Origin of the sequence: Arsenicicoccus sp. UBA2120, from assembly GCF_002330965.1 — a bacterium.
GTDB classification, from domain to species: Bacteria; Actinomycetota; Actinomycetes; order Actinomycetales; family Dermatophilaceae; genus Arsenicicoccus; species Arsenicicoccus bolidensis.
The window spans coordinates 1-15,300 of sequence record NZ_DCYC01000036.1 but is presented as its reverse complement, the minus strand read 5'-3'; the positions used below and the strand labels follow the sequence as shown (position 1 = coordinate 15,300).

Genomic DNA, 15,300 nt, shown 5'->3' with positions numbered 1-15,300 from the left:
CGATCGACCCCCGTCTGCTGGCCCGACCCCGGGTCAGCGTCTCAGAACAGCCCGACCGTGTTGCCGTCCTCGTCGATGTCGATGCGCATGGCGGCCGGCGACCTCGACAGGCCCGGCATCGTCATCATCGACCCGCAGATGGCATAGACGTAGCCGGCTCCCGCGGCCAGGCGGACCTCGCGCACCGGCAGGGTCCAGCCGCGCGGCGCACCCTTGAGGGCCGGGTCGTGGGACAGAGACATCTGGGTCTTGGCGATGAGCACGGGCAGGTGGCCGTAGCCCTGGTCGGTGTACATCGCCAGCGCCTTGGCCGCGGCCGGCTCCAGGGAGATCCCGTTGGCGCCATACACCTTGGTCGCGACCTTGCGGATCTTGACCTCGAGGGAGTCCTCGAAGTCGTAGGTCGGGGTGAAGTGCACCTCGTCGTCGCACGCCTCCACCACGGTGCGGGCGAGCTCCTCGGCGCCGGCGCCACCGTCCTTGACGTGGGTCGACACGGCGCAGCGCGCCCCCATCTCCTCGGCCACGCGCCGGATCACCTCGTGCTCGGACGGGTGGTCCGTCGGGAAGGCGTTGATGGCCACCACCGGCTGCACGCCGAAGTCCTGGATGATCTGGATGTGCTTGCGCAGGTTGTCGCACCCGGCCTCGACGTCCTGCGGGCTCTCGAGCAGCATGCCCTCGGGCAGCGGCTTGCCGGCCTTGACCTCGAAGCGGCCGGAGTGGGACTTGAGCGCCCGCACGGTCGCGACCAGGACCGCCGCCTGAGGCGTGAGCCCGGCCGCGCGGCACTTGACGTTGAAGAAGCGCTCGGCGCCCATGTCGGCCGCGAAGCCCGCCTCGGTGAGCAGGATGTCGCCGGCCTTGATGCCGACGCGGTCGGCGATGATCGAGGAGTTGCCGATCGCGATGTTGCCGAACGGGCCGGCGTGGATGAACGCCGGCGTGTGCTCCAGCGTCTGCATCAGGTTGGGCTTCAGGGCGTCCTTGAGCAGGACGCACATCGCGCCGGCGCAGCCGATCTGCTCGGCGGTGACGGGCTTCTTGTCCTTGGTGAAGCCGACGACGATGCGGCCGAGGCGCTCCCGCAGGTCCCGCAGCGAGGTGGCCAGGGCGAGGATGACCATGACCTCGGACGCCGCGGTGATGTCGAAGCCCGCCTGACGGGTCACGCCGTCGGTCTTGGCGCCGCAGCCCTCGATGATGTTGCGCAGCGAGCGGTCGTTCATGTCCATGACCCGACGCCACTGGATGTCGTCGAGGCCGAGCTCGTTGCCGAAGTGCAGGTGGTTGGACACCATCGCCGCCAGCAGGTTGTGCGCCGCCGTCACCGCGTGGAAGTCGCCGGTGAGGTGCAGGTTGAGCATCTCCATCGGGACGATCTGGCTGTAGCCACCGCCCGCCGCGCCACCCTTGACGCCGAAGACGGGCCCGAGCGAGGGCTGGCGCAGGGCGAGGACGGGCTTGCGGCCGATGCGGGCCAGGCCCTGGGCCAGGCCGACGGCGGTCGTCGTCTTGCCCTCGCCCAGCGGGGTCGGGGTGATGGCGGTGACGACGACGTACCTGGCGTCGGGGAGGTCGGCCAGCTCGTCGATGACCTCGAGTTCGACCTTGGCGACGTGCCGCCCGTAGGGGATGAGGTACTTCTCGTCGATGCCGACGGTGGCGGCGACCTCGGGGAGGGGGGCGAGATCAGCGGATCGCGCGATCTCGATGTCTGAGGGAAACGGCTTTGTATCCACGAGGCGAGTATGCCGGACGTCCTCCGGCGTCCCGACGGTGGGGCCGGACGTCCTCCCGTCCTCACCCCGTGCGGGGCGGACGCTCGCAGACGTAGATCGCCGTCCCCGGCACGAGCCTTCCCCGCAGCGGGCTCCACCCGCCCCAGGTCTCCTCGTGGTCCTCGGGCCACTCCGGCTCGACGAGGTCGACGAGCCGCAGGCCCGCGGCGGTGATCTCGCGGACGCGATCGCCGAGGGTGCGGTGGTGCTCGACGTAGAGCGCCCGTCCCTGGTCGTCCTCCTCGACGTACGGCGAGCGGTCGAAGTAGGAGCTCGTGACGGTCAGGCCCGCCTCTCCCGGCACGTCGGGCAGGGCCCAGCGGATCGGGTGGGTGGTGGAGAAGACGAACCGCCCGCCGGGGCGCAGGACGCGGGCGGCCTCGCGCATCACCGCGGCGGAGTCGGCCACGAAGGGCACCGCGCCGTAGGCGGTCATCACGAGGTCGAAGCTCTCCTGCGCGAACGGCAGGGCCGCCGCGTCGCAGGCGAGCAGGGGGAGCCGGGGGTGCTGGGGGTGCTGGGGGAGCGGGTGAGCAGGGGAGGCCGACGGCTGTCCCGCCCGTATGCCGTCCGCCCGCCCCTCGTCGATCCGGCGTCCCTGCGCGAGCATCCCCGTCGACAGGTCCGTCGAGACGACCACCGCCCCCTGGGCCGCCAGCCACCGTCCGCCCTGGGCGGCGCCACCACCGATCTCCAGGACGCGGAGCCCGGCGAGGCGGTCCGCCGGCGCCAGGATCCGAGCTGTCTCCTCGCGCAGCCCCTCCGGACCCCAGACGAGGTCGGCGTCGCCCAGGAACGCGCCGTGCTCGGCGTAGTAGTCCACCGCCTCGGCGTCCCACCAGCCCTTGTTGGCGCGCGCCGACTCGGCCTGGTCGGTGCCGCGCCGCGTGACGGCGGCGAAGGAGCCGCGCTCGGCGGTCGTCATACAGCCTCCTGCTTTGACCCGTGCATGACAGGACCGTTAGGGTGGACGAGCACGTTCGTGCGCGGACTCGACCCGACGAGGTCGGCGAGACCCCACGGCGGGCATGCACGATCCCACCTATTCAACCTGTCCACCATCGGAGTTCCTACTACATGACTGCCAGCCCGGTCGAAAAGACCGCCCCTCAGGTCGCGATCAACGACATCGGATCTGAGGAGGACTTCCTCGCCGCGATCGACGAGACCATCAAGTACTTCAACGACGGAGACATCGTCGACGGTGTCATCGTCAAGGTCGACCGGGACGAGGTCCTGCTCGACATCGGTTACAAGACCGAGGGTGTCATCCCGAGCCGCGAGCTCTCCATCAAGCACGACGTCGACCCGTCCGAGGTCGTTTCCGTGGGTGACGAGGTCGAGGCCCTGGTCCTCCAGAAGGAGGATAAGGAGGGTCGTCTGATCCTGTCCAAGAAGCGCGCCCAGTACGAGCGCGCCTGGGGCACGGTGGAGAAGGTCAAGGAGGAGGACGGCGTCGTCACCGGCACCGTCATCGAGGTCGTCAAGGGCGGCCTCATCCTCGACATCGGTCTGCGCGGCTTCCTGCCCGCCTCCCTCGTCGAGATGCGTCGTGTGCGCGACCTCCAGCCGTACGTCGGCAAGGAGATCGAGGCCAAGATCATCGAGCTCGACAAGAACCGCAACAACGTGGTCCTGTCGCGCCGCGCGTGGCTGGAGCAGACCCAGTCCGAGGTCCGCACCACCTTCCTCAAGGAGCTCGGCAAGGGCCAGGTCCGGTCCGGCGTCGTGTCCTCGATCGTCAACTTCGGTGCGTTCGTGGACCTCGGTGGCGTCGACGGTCTCGTCCACGTCTCCGAGCTGTCCTGGAAGCACATCGACCACCCGTCCGAGGTCGTCGAGGTGGGCCAGGAGGTCACCGTCGAGGTGCTCGACGTGGACATGGACCGCGAGCGTGTCTCCCTGTCGCTGAAGGCGACGCAGGAGGACCCGTGGCAGCACTTCGCCCGCACCCACGCCATCGGCCAGGTCGTGCCGGGCAAGGTCACCAAGCTCGTCCCGTTCGGTGCGTTCGTGCGCGTCGAGGAGGGCATCGAGGGTCTGGTCCACATCTCCGAGCTGGCCGAGCGCCACGTGGAGCTGCCGGAGCAGGTCGTCAACGTGGGCGACGACATCTTCGTCCGTGTCATCGACATCGACCTCGAGCGTCGCCGCATCTCGCTGTCGCTCAAGCAGGCCAACGACGCGTCCGTCGTCTCCGACGACTTCGACCCGACGCAGTACGGCATGGCCGCCGAGTACGACGAGCAGGGGAACTACAAGTACCCCGAGGGCTTCGACCCCGAGACCAACGAGTGGCTCGAGGGCTTCGAGACCCAGCGCGAGAAGTGGGAGAAGCAGTACGCCGAGGCCCACTCGCTGTGGGAGGCCCACAAGACGCAGGTCGAGGAGGCCGCCAAGGCCGACGCCGAGGCAGCCGCCAACCCGGAGGCCGCGACGTCCTACTCCTCCGGTGGCAGCGCCACCGAGAGCGTGTCGACGTCCTCGTCGTCCTCCTCGTCGTCGTCGTCCTCCTCCTCGTCCAACGAGGGCACCCTCGCCTCCGACGAGGCGCTGGCCGCTCTCCGCGAGAAGCTCACCGGCTCCAACTGAGCCCACTGACCAGGCGCACACGGCCTGATCACGTCGAAAGCCCCGTCCACCCCTGCGGTGGGCGGGGCCTCGTCGTGCCCGCCCGGGTTGAGCGCCTCTGGTGGCCCCCGGTGCGTCGCCCCGTGCGTCGCCTGGTGCGGCGCCCGGTGCGTCGCCCGGTGCGTCGTCAGGGCCCCGGCGGGTGCCCGGGCCCCGGCGCGAGTAGCCTCGGTGCATGGTTCGCATCGGTCTGACAGGTGGCATCGGGTCCGGCAAGTCGACCGTGTCGCGTCGTCTCGGCGAGCTGGGGGCGGTGGTCGTGGACGCCGACCAGCTGGCGCGTGAGGTCGTGGCTCCCGGCTCGGAGGGTCTGCAGGCCGTCCAGGAGAGGTTCGGCGACGGCGTCGTCGGTCCCGACGGTGCGCTCGACCGCGGGGCGCTCGGTGGCATCGTCTTCGCCGACGAGCGGTCCCGCCGAGACCTCGAGGCCATCACGCACCCGTTGATCGCGCGGCGGACCGCGCAGCTCATGGCCGAGGCGGGGGAGGACGCCATCGTCGTGCACGACGTCCCCCTGCTGGTCGAGAAGCACATGGGACCGGCCTACCACCTCGTCGTCGTGGTGGAGGCCGACCACGACTCGCGGGTCCGCCGGCTCGAGGGACGCGGCCTCAGCGAGCAGGACGCGCGGGCCCGCATGGAGCACCAGGCGACCGACGAGCAGCGGCGCGCGGCCGCGGACGTGCTGATCGACAACAACGGCACGGCCGACGACCTGTTGGCCGAGGTGGACCGGGTCTGGCACGAGCGGTTGCGGCCGTATGCCGACAACGTGCGCACCCGCACGCGCGCCCGGCGGCCCGACGTCCCCACCCTGGTCGCCTACGACGAGACCTGGCCCCAGCAGGCCGACCGCCTCATCGCCAGGATCAGTGCCGCGATGGACACCCGCGCCCCGGAGATCGAGCACATCGGGTCCACCGCGGTGCCCGGGCTGGCCGGCAAGGACGTCATCGACCTGCAGATCGGCGTGCCGGACCTGCACGACGCCGACGATCCCGAGTTCGTCCGCATCCTCGAGGACCTCGGTTTCCCGCGGTCCAAGGACAACACGATGGACAACGTCAAGGACGAGCTGCCCGACCCCTCGCTGTGGGTCAAGCGCTTCCACGGGTCCTGCGACCCGGGCCGGATCGTCCACGTCCACGTGCGCGAGACGGAGGGTGCGGGTTGGCAGTACGCCCTGCTCTACCGCGACTGGCTACGGTCCGACGCGGACGCCCGCGCGGACTACCTGACCGAGAAGCGACGGCTGGCCGGCACCTGCGCCACGACCAGGGAGTATGCCGAGGCGAAGGAGCCGTGGTTCAACCACATCTGGCCGCGCATGCAGTCCTGGGCCCGCCGGACCGGCTGGCACTCCTGAGCGGCAGCGGGACGGTCGGCAGGCTCCTTGGGAGGCTCAGGAGGTGGCCGGCCGGGGGCGTCGTCCGAACGCCAACCAGCCGCCCCAGCGGGTGCGCCCCACCGTGCGCTCAGCAACGACCGGGACGGCGATGGCGACGGCGATCCCGAGGACGAAGAGCAGCGCCGTCGACGTGAGCCCGAGCTTGGTCAGCACGATGCGGCTGCCCGCGGCCCCCAGGACGTGCCACAGGTAGATGCCATAGCTGTAGGCCCCGAGGCGAGCGAGCGTCGAGGCGTGCAGCCGGCCGCGGACGAGGTAGACGAGCAGCAGGGCGCAGAGCCCGGTGGCCAGGCCGTGCAGCCGCACGACGGCGGAGGGCAGACCCTCGGCGAGGCCGAGCGCGCCCGTGACCAGCAGGAGGGTGGTCACGGCGGCCAGCGCCCCGACTCGCGGGGCCGTCGTCCTGAGGCCGAAGCGCTGCAGGCCCGCGCCGACGAGGAAGAAGGGCCACAGCCAGATGGCCTGGTTGAGGGCGAAGACGTTGCCCTGGGCCGGGACCTGGACGAACAGTGCCAGGGCGAAGGCGCCGGTGACGAGGCAGGCGTGGGACCGCGCGGTCCACTGCGGCGCGTGGGCGTCGAGGAGGGCGGTGAGGCTGAAGATCACCATGGCCGCCAGCAGGAACCACAGGTGCTGGTAGCCGAAGACCACGAGCTGCAGGAAGGACTCGGCGCCGGGCTTCTCGTTGGTGCCCGGGACCGCGGCCTGCACGGCCATGGTGGTGAGCCCGACGAAGAGCAGAGGGACGAGCAGGCGATCGACCTTGCGGCGCAGGAAGCCGGGCACCGCGTCGGCCCCACGGACCGGCCGCAGGGCGTAGACGTAGCCGGACAGCAGCGTGAAGAACGGCATCCGGATGTCGTCGAGCAGCAGGTAGGCGGACCGCCAGAGCGAGTCGTCGGCGACCTGGAGCCCACGGCCCCCGTCGTCGCCGATGACGTGGCCGGCGACCATGAGGATGACCGCGAGGCCGCGCAGCGACTGCACCGAGAGGTCGGCGCGTGGGCGCGGCGCGGCGGGCGTCGCGGGGGCGGGCGTGGGCCGGGCGGGCAGGGTCGCACGGAGGGAGGTCGCAGGCACGGGTCGTCGGAACCTTCGGGTCGGGGTCGGGGCAACGGCGCATGCGGCTTCGGATGCCAAACCACCCTAACCGGGATGATTGCCGTATCCGAACGCGTCCGTTGCGTCGCGATGAAGGGGCAGGGACGGGTTGCCCCGTCCCGCCGACTCAGCTCTCGGGGCGGCCCAGGCTCCAGTAGCCCATGAAGGCGACCCGGTCCCGCGGCCAGCCTCGCTCGCCCACCAGGTGCCGGCGCAGCCGCCGGATGAGGCCGCTCTCCCCGGCGAGCCAGGCGTAGTGGTCCGCGCTGGCGTGCTGCGGCTCGTCCCACAGGATCTCCTCCGGGCCGGTGGAGAGCGCCTCCCGCCGAGCCACCTCGGACTCCTCCAGCGGGCTCCAGGCCGTATGCCGGACCGCCTCCTCCAGCGCCTCCCCGTGCGGGCGGGCGCCCCTGGGGAGGACGGAGACGGTGACGCCGGGGGGCGCGTCCAGGGCGAGGTCGCCGTCACTGCTGGCGGTGCTGTCGCTGGTGGAGATGTCGCTGTCGCTGCTCGGCACCTCCAGGAGCACCTCGCCCGTCACGTGGTCACCGAGGCTCTCGAGGATGGAGGCGATGGCGGGCAGCGCCGTCTCGTCGCCGGCGAGCAGGACCTGCGTCGCCCGGCCGGGGTGCCAGGCGATGCCGCAGCGGTCGGCGCCGGGGGCTCCCGCCACGGGGCACACGGCCACCAGGGGATCGCCTGGTCGCGCCGTCGTGGCCCAGCGGCCGGCGGGCCCGGGGTGGTCGTGGAGGACCAGGTCGACGACGAGGGCGCGGTCCTGCGGGCGGACGGCCCGGGCGGTGTAGGTGCGCACCGCAGGTCGAGCGTCGTCGGGCAGCGCGCGCCAGGCGTCGTACCACCTCGCGTCCCTCGGGAGGTCCTGCAGCGTGTCCCCCTCGGCGCGGGGGAGGACGAGCTTGATCCGGCGGTCCAGCGTGGTCGGGTGGACGCGATCCAGGTCGGGTCCCGTGAGCACGACCCGCCGCAGGTAGGGGGTGAGGTCCTCGACGGACTCGACCACGACGTCGCGGGGCAGGTAGAGGTCGGCAGCCACGGGGCGACCCTAGCACCGAGTAGGCAAGGCTTGCCTAACCCGGCGCGACCGACTGGGTCGAGCGAGGGCGGCGGGTCGCATCGGCGAGGGGGTATGTCGGACCCGAGCCCTAGGCTGGGTCGCATGCGACCGACGACCGACCTCCAGCGCAGCGTGGCCCCCTTCCACGTGGTCTCCGACTTCTCCCCGTCCGGCGACCAGCCGACGGCGATCGCCGAGCTGACCCGGCGGATCAACGCGGGGGAGCAGGACGTCGTGCTGCTGGGCGCCACCGGCACCGGCAAGTCCGCGACGACCGCCTGGCTCATCGAGCAGGTGCAGCGACCGACCCTGGTCATGGCGCCCAACAAGACCCTGGCGGCCCAGCTGGCCAACGAGTTCCGGGAGCTGCTGCCGGACAACGCGGTCGAGTACTTCGTCAGCTACTACGACTACTACCAGCCCGAGGCGTACATCGCCCAGACGGACACCTACATCGAGAAGGACTCGTCGATCAACGACGAGGTCGAGCGGCTCCGGCACAGCGCCACCAACTCGCTGCTCACGCGGCGGGACACGGTCGTGGTCGCGTCCGTGTCGTGCATCTACGGCCTCGGCACCCCGCAGGAGTACGTCGACCGGATGGTCCGCCTCAAGGTCGGCCAGGAGATCGAGCGGGACGAGCTGCTGCGCCGCTTCGTGACCATGCAGTACGCCCGCAACGACCTGTCGTTCACCCGCGGGACCTTCCGGGTCCGGGGCGACACGGTCGAGATCATCCCGCAGTACGAAGAGCTGGCCATCCGCATCGAGTTCTTCGGCGACGAGGTCGAGCGGCTCTACACCCTGCACCCCCTGACCGGCGAGGTCGTGCGCGAGGAGGAGGAGATGTACGTCTTCCCCGCGACGCACTACGTGGCCGGCGAGGAGCGCATGGAGCGGGCGATCGGCGGCATCGAGCGCGAGCTCGAGGCGCAGCTGGCGACCTTCGAGCAGCAGGGCAAGCTCCTGGAGGCGCAGCGGCTGCGCATGCGCACCACCTACGACATCGAGATGATGCGCCAGGTGGGCTCCTGCTCGGGCATCGAGAACTACTCGATGCACATCGACGGGCGCGCCCCGGGGTCGGCGCCCAACACCCTCCTCGACTACTTCCCCGAGGACTTCCTCCTCGTGATCGACGAGTCGCACGTGACCGTGCCGCAGATCGGGGCGATGTTCGAGGGCGACATGTCCCGCAAGCGCCAGCTCGTCGACCACGGCTTCCGCCTGCCCAGCGCGATGGACAACCGGCCGCTCAAGTGGGAGGAGTTCCTCGAGCGGATCGGGCAGACGGTCTACCTGTCGGCGACCCCGGGGCCCTACGAGCTGGCCAAGGGCGACGGCGCCGTGGAGCAGATCATCCGCCCCACCGGGCTGATCGACCCCGAGATCGTCCTCAAGCCCACCAAGGGCCAGATCGACGACCTGCTGCACGAGATCGGGGAGCGCACGGCCAAGGACGAGCGCGTGCTCGTCACGACCCTCACCAAGAAGATGGCCGAGGACCTGACCGACTACCTCCTCGAGAAGGGCGTGCGGGTCCGCTACCTCCACTCCGAGGTCGACACGCTGCGCCGCGTCGAGCTGCTGCGCGAGCTGCGCATGGGGGAGTACGACGTCCTGGTGGGCATCAACCTGCTGCGCGAGGGCCTGGACCTGCCCGAGGTGTCGCTCGTCAGCATCCTGGACGCCGACAAGGAGGGCTTCCTGCGGTCCGCCCGGTCCCTGATCCAGACGATCGGTCGTGCCGCCCGCAACGTCTCCGGGCAGGTGCACATGTACGCCGACACGATCACCCCGTCCATGGAGGAGGCGATCGGCGAGACCAACCGTCGCCGCGAGAAGCAGGTCGCCTACAACCGGGAGCACGGCATCGACCCCCAGCCGCTGCGCAAGCGGATCGCCGACATCACGGACCTCATCGCCAAGGAGGAGGCCGACACCGAGGCGCTCCTCGGCAGCGGGCGCGGTCAGTCGCGGGCCAAGGGCAAGGGCCGCGGCGCCGTCGCGGGTGCTGCCGCCGGCGACAAGGGCGCGCTGCTCCAGCAGGCCCAGTCCATGCCCGCGGCCGAGCTCGCCGAGCTCATCCAGGAGATCACCCAGCAGATGCACCAGGCCGCCGCAGAGCTGCACTTCGAGCTCGCGGCCCGGTTGCGCGACGAGCTCGGGGACCTCAAGAAGGAGCTGCGCCAGATGACGGAGGCCACCAAGTGACCGGGGACGAGTCCCGGCGGCGCGAGGCCGACGCGGGCGACGAGGGCGTGGACGAGGAGCCGGGCACGTCGGAGGGTGGCGATGGCGCGGGGCTGATCGGCTACTGCCTCGCCAAGCCCGGCGCCTGGCGTGACGAGCCGTGGGAGGGCGACGTCGTGGCCAAGGTCGGCGACAAGATCTTCGCCTTCATGGGCGCGGGCGACGCCGTCGGCCTCAAGCTGGGGCGCAACCGCGACGAGGCCGACGAGTGGCTGCGGCGCTACCCGCAGGACGCCTCGGTCTCGGCCTACATCGGCCGTCACGGGTGGAACGTCCTGCGCGTGGGCGCGGGGATCCCGGCGGACGAGATCCGCGAAGCGATCGACGAGTCCTACGACCGCGTGGTGTCCGCGCTGCCGAGGAGCAGACGGCCGGCCTGAGCGGGCACGGCGCGAGGAACACCCGTGACTGTGAAAGAATCACGCGATCGACCACGGAGGGGAGTATCCCCAACGCGGTGGCCTCGTCAGCACGGACCTGGGCGGACACGTCGTCCCAGGGGCCCGGGGCACCGGTCCGCCTCGGGCGGGAGAGACCTCCGACGAACGGCCTCCCCCTCCCCACCGAAAGGCCTCGTCCAACCGTGAACATCCCCACCTGGGTCTGGATCGCCTCCGTCGGCGTCACCGTCCTCTTCCTGGTCTTCGACGTCATCCACATGGCCCGCAACCCGCACACGCCGACCATGAAGGAGTGCCTGCGCCACCTGGCCTTCTTCGTCGGCTCGGCGATCGTCTTCGGCATCGGGGTGTGGTCCTTCGCCGGCGCCGACTACGGCCTGCAGTTCTTCGCCGGGTGGTTGACCGAGTACTCCCTCTCGATCGACAACCTCTTCATCTTCCTGATCATCATGAGCAAGTTCGCGGTGCCGGAGAAGCTCCAGCAGACCGCCCTGATGATCGGCATCATGATCGCGCTGGTCCTGCGCGGCATCTTCATCGCCGTCGGAGCCACGCTCATCAACCAGTTCGCCTGGATCTTCTACCTCTTCGGTGCCTTCCTCATCTACACCGCCGTCAAGCTGGCCTTCGAGGGTGAGAGCGACGACGACGAGTACGAGGAGAACGCCTTCACGAAGTGGGTGACCCGTCGCTTCCCCGCCACCTCCGAGTGGCACGGCCCCAAGATGTTCGCGCACGTCGACGGCAAGAAGGTCATCACGCCGATGTTCCTGGTGATCCTCGCGCTGGGCACCACGGACCTGCTGTTCGCCCTCGACTCGATCCCGGCGATCTTCGGCCTCACCAAGGAGCCCTTCCTGGTGCTGATGGCCAACATCTTCGCGCTGATGGGTCTGCGACAGCTCTACTTCCTCATCGGTGGCCTGCTCAAGCGGCTCGTCTACCTCGGGCTCGGCCTGGCGGTCCTGCTGGCCTTCATCGGCGTCAAGCTGATCCTGCACGCCATGCACGAGAACACCCTCCCGTTCATCAACGGCGGCCACCACATCGAGTGGGCCCCCGAGATCCCGATCGGTGTCTCCCTGGGTGCGATCGTGCTGATCCTCGGGGTCACGACGGTCGCGAGCCTGTGGAAGTCCAAGAAGGACGAGAAGGCCGGTCTCGAGCACTGACCGGTCGACGGGCTCCTCGGGCCCCGGGTCAGCCGATGTCGGCGGCCCGGGGCCTGCTCGTGCCCATGACGATCGCGCTCGCGACGACCACGAGCGTCATGCCCACCAGCTGGAGGCCGTCGAGGGTCTGGTGCAGCACCAGGAACCCGGCGAGCGCGGCGGTGGCCGGCTCGAGCGACAGGAGCACCCCGAACACCCGGGCGTCCAGGTGACGAAGCGCGAGCAGCTCGAAGGAGTAGGGGATCACGCTCGACAGCAGGGCGATGCCGACGCCGGCGGCGACGATCGTCGCCGTCACCCGCGAGAGGTCCACGGTCGCGACACCGACCGGGATGACGAGCACGGAGGCCACGACCATCGCGAGCGTCAATCCCTCCAGCTGCTCGAAGTGCCGGCCCACCCGTTGGCTGCAGACGATGTAGGCCGCCCAGAACGCTCCGGCGGACGCCGCGAACGCGATCCCGACGTGGTCCAGCTCCGCCCACGGCACGGTGAGGGCACCGGAGATCAGGGCCACCCCACCCAGCGCGGCCAGGACGGCCACCGAGTCCGTCCAGCGCCGTGACAGCGCCGCGGACAGCGCCAGCGGACCGACGAACTCGATGGTGACCGCGACGCCGATGGGGAGGCGCTCGAGGGAGGCGTAGAAGGTGGAGTTCATCAGCGCCAGGCTCACGCCGAACGCGAGGACGGCCCACCAGGCCCGTCGGCTGTGGCCACGAAGCCGGGGGCGGGCGACGACCAGCAGGATCAGGACGGCGAGGCCGAGTCGCAGGGCCACGGTGGCGATGGGCCCGATCACCGGCACCAGCAGGGCGGCCAGGGCGCCGCCGAACTGCACGGAGACGATGGCGGCGAGCACGAGGAGCAGGGGAGTGCTGCGGCGGGTGGGGGTCGTCATACGGCAGCCTCCAGGCGTCCGACGGCGGTGAGGGTCGCGCGGCGGTCGTCGTCGAGCCCTTCCTCCACGACCACGGCGCCGCGCTGAGGTGCGTGCAGCATGACGCCGGGGCGCACGACCAGGCCGACGTGGTGCGCCGGCTCGTCCGCCCGCGCGAAGAAGTAGAGGTCACCGGCAGTCTCCGCCCCGAGGGCCACGGGCGTCGTGACGGCCTGCTGGTCGTGGGCGTCGCGGGGGACCACGACGCCGAGGCTGCGCGCGGCCAGGTGGACCAGGCCGGAGCAGTCCAGCGCACCGGGGGAGGTCCCACCCCAGACGTATGCCGTGCCCAGGTGCGCCCGGGCCTCCTCCAGGAGGGCCTCGCCGCTCCAGGGGATCGCGGGCCTCGGGGGCTGCGGCAGGACCAGGACCGGGTCCGGCGCGACGTCGGCGACCCGCACCCAGCCGGGATAACCACGAGGGTCGAGGCTGCTGGGCTGCCAGGGCGCCACGACGTGAGCCCAGCGGGCGTCCCGCCCCGTCATGAGGACGGGCTCGGCACGGACGACCTGGGTGGCTCGGGCTGAGTCCTGCTCGTCCAGGTCGGCCTGGTCGGCGTACTCGTCCAGGTCGGCCTGCTGCGGACGGGTCCAGACGTCGGCCACGTCGGTGCGGACGAGGTGGAGTGCGGTCACCCGCGTCATACTGCCTGCATGCAGCCGACCGACGCGAGCCAGACCCTCCAGCGCGACCTCAAGGACATCGTCCGTCACGCCCCCGGGAGGCTGAGCATCCAGGTGGTCGGCCCGGCGGGGGTCGTCGCCGGCTGGGACTCCGACCGCGAGGTGCCGGCCGCCAGCCTGGTCAAGGTGCTCGTGCTGGTGGCGACGCTGCGCGAGGTCGAGGCGGGCCGGCTGAGCCTCGACCAGACCCTCGAGATCCCCGAGGCGCGCGTGGGCGGGGCGGGGGCGCTCAGCCTCCTGCCGTCGGTGGCCGAGCTGTCGGTGGTCGAGCTGCTGCGCCTCATGGTGACGCTGTCCGACAACGACGCGGCCAACCTGCTGCTGCGGCTGCTGGGGCACGACCGGGTCACCCGGTGCGGTGTGGAGCTCGGGCTCCGGCACACCCACGTCCGGCGTGACCTGATGGACGACGGATCGGCCAGGGAGGGCCGGGACAACACGACGACGGCGACCGATCAGGCGGGGCTGCTAGCGGTCCTGCGATCCGGCGAGGCGCTCGGGGAGCAGCAGACCCGGCTGGCGCTCGCCCTGCTGTCGGAGCAGCAGCACGCCTACGGCGTGACCGCGCTGCTGCCCGACGGGGTGGTGCGCGGGTCCAAGCCCGGAGACCTGCCGGGCGTCCGCCACGACGTCGCCCTGATCGAGGCCGGTGGGGCCTGGGCCGCGGTGGCGGTGACAGCCACGGGGATGTACGACAAGCGCTACGGGCAGGACTACTCGGTGAGCGTGCTGCCGGCGCTGGCCGCCGTCGGCGAGGCCGTGCTCGGCTGGCTCACCCCTGCGGAGCAGCCGGCCTGACGCCGATCTCCTCGCGGGCCGCGACGAAGGCCTCGACGCAGGAGCGCACGTCGTCCTCCGAGTGCGCCGCCGACAGCTGCACCCGGATGCGGGCGCGTCCCTGCGGCACCACCGGATAGCTGAACGGGATGACGTAGACACCTCGCTTGAGCATGGCGTCCGCCACCTGGCCCGCCTCGCGGGCGCCGTCCTCGCCGGGGAACATCACGGGGATGATGGCGTGCTCGCCCGGCAGCAGCTCGAAGCCCGCCTCCGTCATCAGCCGGCGGAAGAGCTCGGCGTTGCGCTGCAGCACCTTGCGGGGCTCGGCGGAGTCGCGGGCGATCTCGAGGGCCTTGAGCGACCCCGCCACGACCGAGGGCGCCACGGCGTTGGAGAAGAGGTAGGGGCGCGACCGCTGGCGCAGGAGGTCGACGATCTCCTGGTGCGCGCTGATGTAGCCGCCCGAGGCACCGCCGAGGGCCTTGCCGAGGGTGCCCGACAGGATGTCGACCCGGTCCATCACGCCGAAGTGCTCGGGGGTGCCACGACCGCCGTCGCCCACGAAGCCGACGGCGTGCGAGTCGTCGACCATGACCATCGCCCCGAACTCCTCGGCCAGGTCGCAGATGTCGCGCAGGGGGGCGAGGTAGCCGTCCATGGAGAACACGCCGTCGGTGACGACGACGACCCGCCGCGCATCCTGGTCGCGGGCGGTCTCCAGCTGGGTGCGCAGGTCGGCCATGTCGGCGTTCTTGTAGCGGAACCGACGGGCCTTGGACAGGCGGATGCCGTCGATGAGGGAGGCGTGGTTGAGCTCGTCGCTGATGATGGCGTCCTCGGCGCCGAAGAGCACCTCGAACACACCGCCGTTGGCGTCGAAGCACGAGCTGTAGAGGATCGTGTCCTCCGTCCCCAGGAAGTCGGACAGCGCGGCCTCCAGGTCCTTGTGCTGGCTCTGGGTGCCGCAGATGAACCGGACGCTGGCCATCCCGAAGCCCCACTCGCGCAACGCCTCCGCGGCGGCCCGCTCCACCTCGGGGTGGTCGGCCAGCCCCAGGTAGTTGTTGGCGCAGAA

The 15,300-nt window shown here is 71.0% G+C and carries 13 protein-coding genes; 6 read left to right on the top strand and 7 right to left on the bottom strand.

The genetic code is table 11. The features are described from left to right. Positions 1–41 precede the first annotated feature (41 nt). Positions 42–1,742 carry a formate--tetrahydrofolate ligase gene (locus B2P18_RS04630; protein WP_019286065.1) on the bottom strand — a complete coding sequence of 567 codons (1,701 nt, stop codon included), beginning with the start codon at positions 1,740–1,742 and terminating at the stop codon, positions 42–44. 61 nt (positions 1,743–1,803) lie between these two features. Continuing rightward, positions 1,804–2,706 (bottom strand): class I SAM-dependent methyltransferase, encoded by a 903-nt coding sequence (locus tag B2P18_RS04625; protein WP_286956147.1) that lies wholly within the window; start codon positions 2,704–2,706, stop codon positions 1,804–1,806. 152 nt (positions 2,707–2,858) lie between these two features. Here B2P18_RS04625 and rpsA point away from each other — a divergent pair, with 152 nt between their 5' ends. Beyond that, positions 2,859–4,373, top strand: a complete 1,515-nt coding sequence (gene rpsA / locus B2P18_RS04620) for a 30S ribosomal protein S1 (protein ID WP_019286063.1) — start codon at positions 2,859–2,861, stop codon at positions 4,371–4,373. A gap of 214 nt (positions 4,374–4,587) precedes the next feature. After that, positions 4,588–5,778 carry a dephospho-CoA kinase gene (gene coaE / locus B2P18_RS04615; protein WP_286956144.1) on the top strand — a complete coding sequence of 397 codons (1,191 nt, stop codon included), beginning with the start codon at positions 4,588–4,590 and terminating at the stop codon, positions 5,776–5,778. A 36-nt stretch (positions 5,779–5,814) separates the two neighbouring features. Here coaE and B2P18_RS04610 read toward each other — a convergent pair whose 3' ends face one another. Together B2P18_RS04610 and B2P18_RS04605 are read right to left on the bottom strand one after the other, a co-directional pair. Continuing rightward, on the bottom strand, positions 5,815–6,900 hold the full coding sequence (locus B2P18_RS04610; protein ID WP_286956140.1) for an acyltransferase family protein: 1,086 nt from the start codon (positions 6,898–6,900) through the stop codon (positions 5,815–5,817). A gap of 148 nt (positions 6,901–7,048) precedes the next feature. Continuing rightward, positions 7,049–7,975, bottom strand: a complete 927-nt coding sequence (locus B2P18_RS04605) for a siderophore-interacting protein (protein ID WP_286956139.1) — start codon at positions 7,973–7,975, stop codon at positions 7,049–7,051. A 123-nt stretch (positions 7,976–8,098) separates the two neighbouring features. Here B2P18_RS04605 and uvrB point away from each other — a divergent pair, with 123 nt between their 5' ends. The 3 genes from uvrB to B2P18_RS04590 all read left to right on the top strand — a co-directional run bounded on the left by uvrB (position 8,099) and on the right by B2P18_RS04590 (position 11,822). Beyond that, complete coding sequence (gene uvrB, locus B2P18_RS04600) at positions 8,099–10,210, top strand: excinuclease ABC subunit UvrB (protein WP_029210482.1); 2,112 nt, start codon at positions 8,099–8,101, stop codon at positions 10,208–10,210. Then, positions 10,207–10,629: an MmcQ/YjbR family DNA-binding protein gene (locus B2P18_RS04595; RefSeq protein ID WP_286956137.1), complete on the top strand. Its 423-nt coding sequence runs from the start codon at positions 10,207–10,209 to the stop codon at positions 10,627–10,629. The genes uvrB and B2P18_RS04595 overlap by 4 nt, the downstream gene beginning before the upstream one ends. A gap of 203 nt (positions 10,630–10,832) precedes the next feature. Beyond that, a complete protein-coding gene (locus tag B2P18_RS04590) occupies positions 10,833–11,822 on the top strand; it encodes a TerC family protein (protein WP_029210484.1) in 990 nt (329 codons plus the stop codon). 28 nt (positions 11,823–11,850) lie between these two features. On the opposite strand, the gene B2P18_RS04585 is transcribed toward B2P18_RS04590, so the two are convergent. Together B2P18_RS04585 and B2P18_RS04580 are read right to left on the bottom strand one after the other, a co-directional pair. Further along, the gene (locus B2P18_RS04585; RefSeq protein ID WP_029210485.1) at positions 11,851–12,723 is read right to left on the bottom strand and encodes an EamA family transporter; all 873 of its coding nucleotides are present in this window, start codon (positions 12,721–12,723) and stop codon (positions 11,851–11,853) included. Continuing rightward, on the bottom strand, positions 12,720–13,397 hold the full coding sequence (locus B2P18_RS04580) for a C40 family peptidase (RefSeq protein WP_286956134.1): 678 nt from the start codon (positions 13,395–13,397) through the stop codon (positions 12,720–12,722). The genes B2P18_RS04585 and B2P18_RS04580 overlap by 4 nt, the downstream gene beginning before the upstream one ends. 18 nt (positions 13,398–13,415) lie before the next feature. On the opposite strand from B2P18_RS04580, the gene B2P18_RS04575 reads away from it, so the two are divergent. Then, entirely contained in the window at positions 13,416–14,243 is an 828-nt protein-coding gene (locus B2P18_RS04575; RefSeq protein WP_286956131.1) for a serine hydrolase, read from the top strand. Here B2P18_RS04575 and B2P18_RS04570 read toward each other — a convergent pair. Beyond that, positions 14,218–15,300: glycine C-acetyltransferase (locus B2P18_RS04570; protein ID WP_286956127.1), on the bottom strand; the 1,083-nt coding region annotated here is incomplete at its 5' end. The two genes, B2P18_RS04575 and B2P18_RS04570, sit on opposite strands and share 26 nt — an antisense overlap.

What these genes read in the sequence shown, in the direction of transcription:
- B2P18_RS04575 (WP_286956131.1), top strand. Translation starts at nt 13,416, where the DNA reads ATGCAGCCGACCGACGCGAGCCAGACCCTCCAGCGCGACCTCAAGGAC.
- uvrB (WP_029210482.1), top strand. Translation starts at nt 8,099, where the DNA reads ATGCGACCGACGACCGACCTCCAGCGCAGCGTGGCCCCCTTCCACGTG.
- B2P18_RS04625 (WP_286956147.1), bottom strand. Translation starts at nt 2,706, where the DNA reads ATGACGACCGCCGAGCGCGGCTCCTTCGCCGCCGTCACGCGGCGCGGC.
- rpsA (WP_019286063.1), top strand. Translation starts at nt 2,859, where the DNA reads ATGACTGCCAGCCCGGTCGAAAAGACCGCCCCTCAGGTCGCGATCAAC.
- B2P18_RS04585 (WP_029210485.1), bottom strand. Translation starts at nt 12,723, where the DNA reads ATGACGACCCCCACCCGCCGCAGCACTCCCCTGCTCCTCGTGCTCGCC.
- coaE (WP_286956144.1), top strand. Translation starts at nt 4,588, where the DNA reads ATGGTTCGCATCGGTCTGACAGGTGGCATCGGGTCCGGCAAGTCGACC.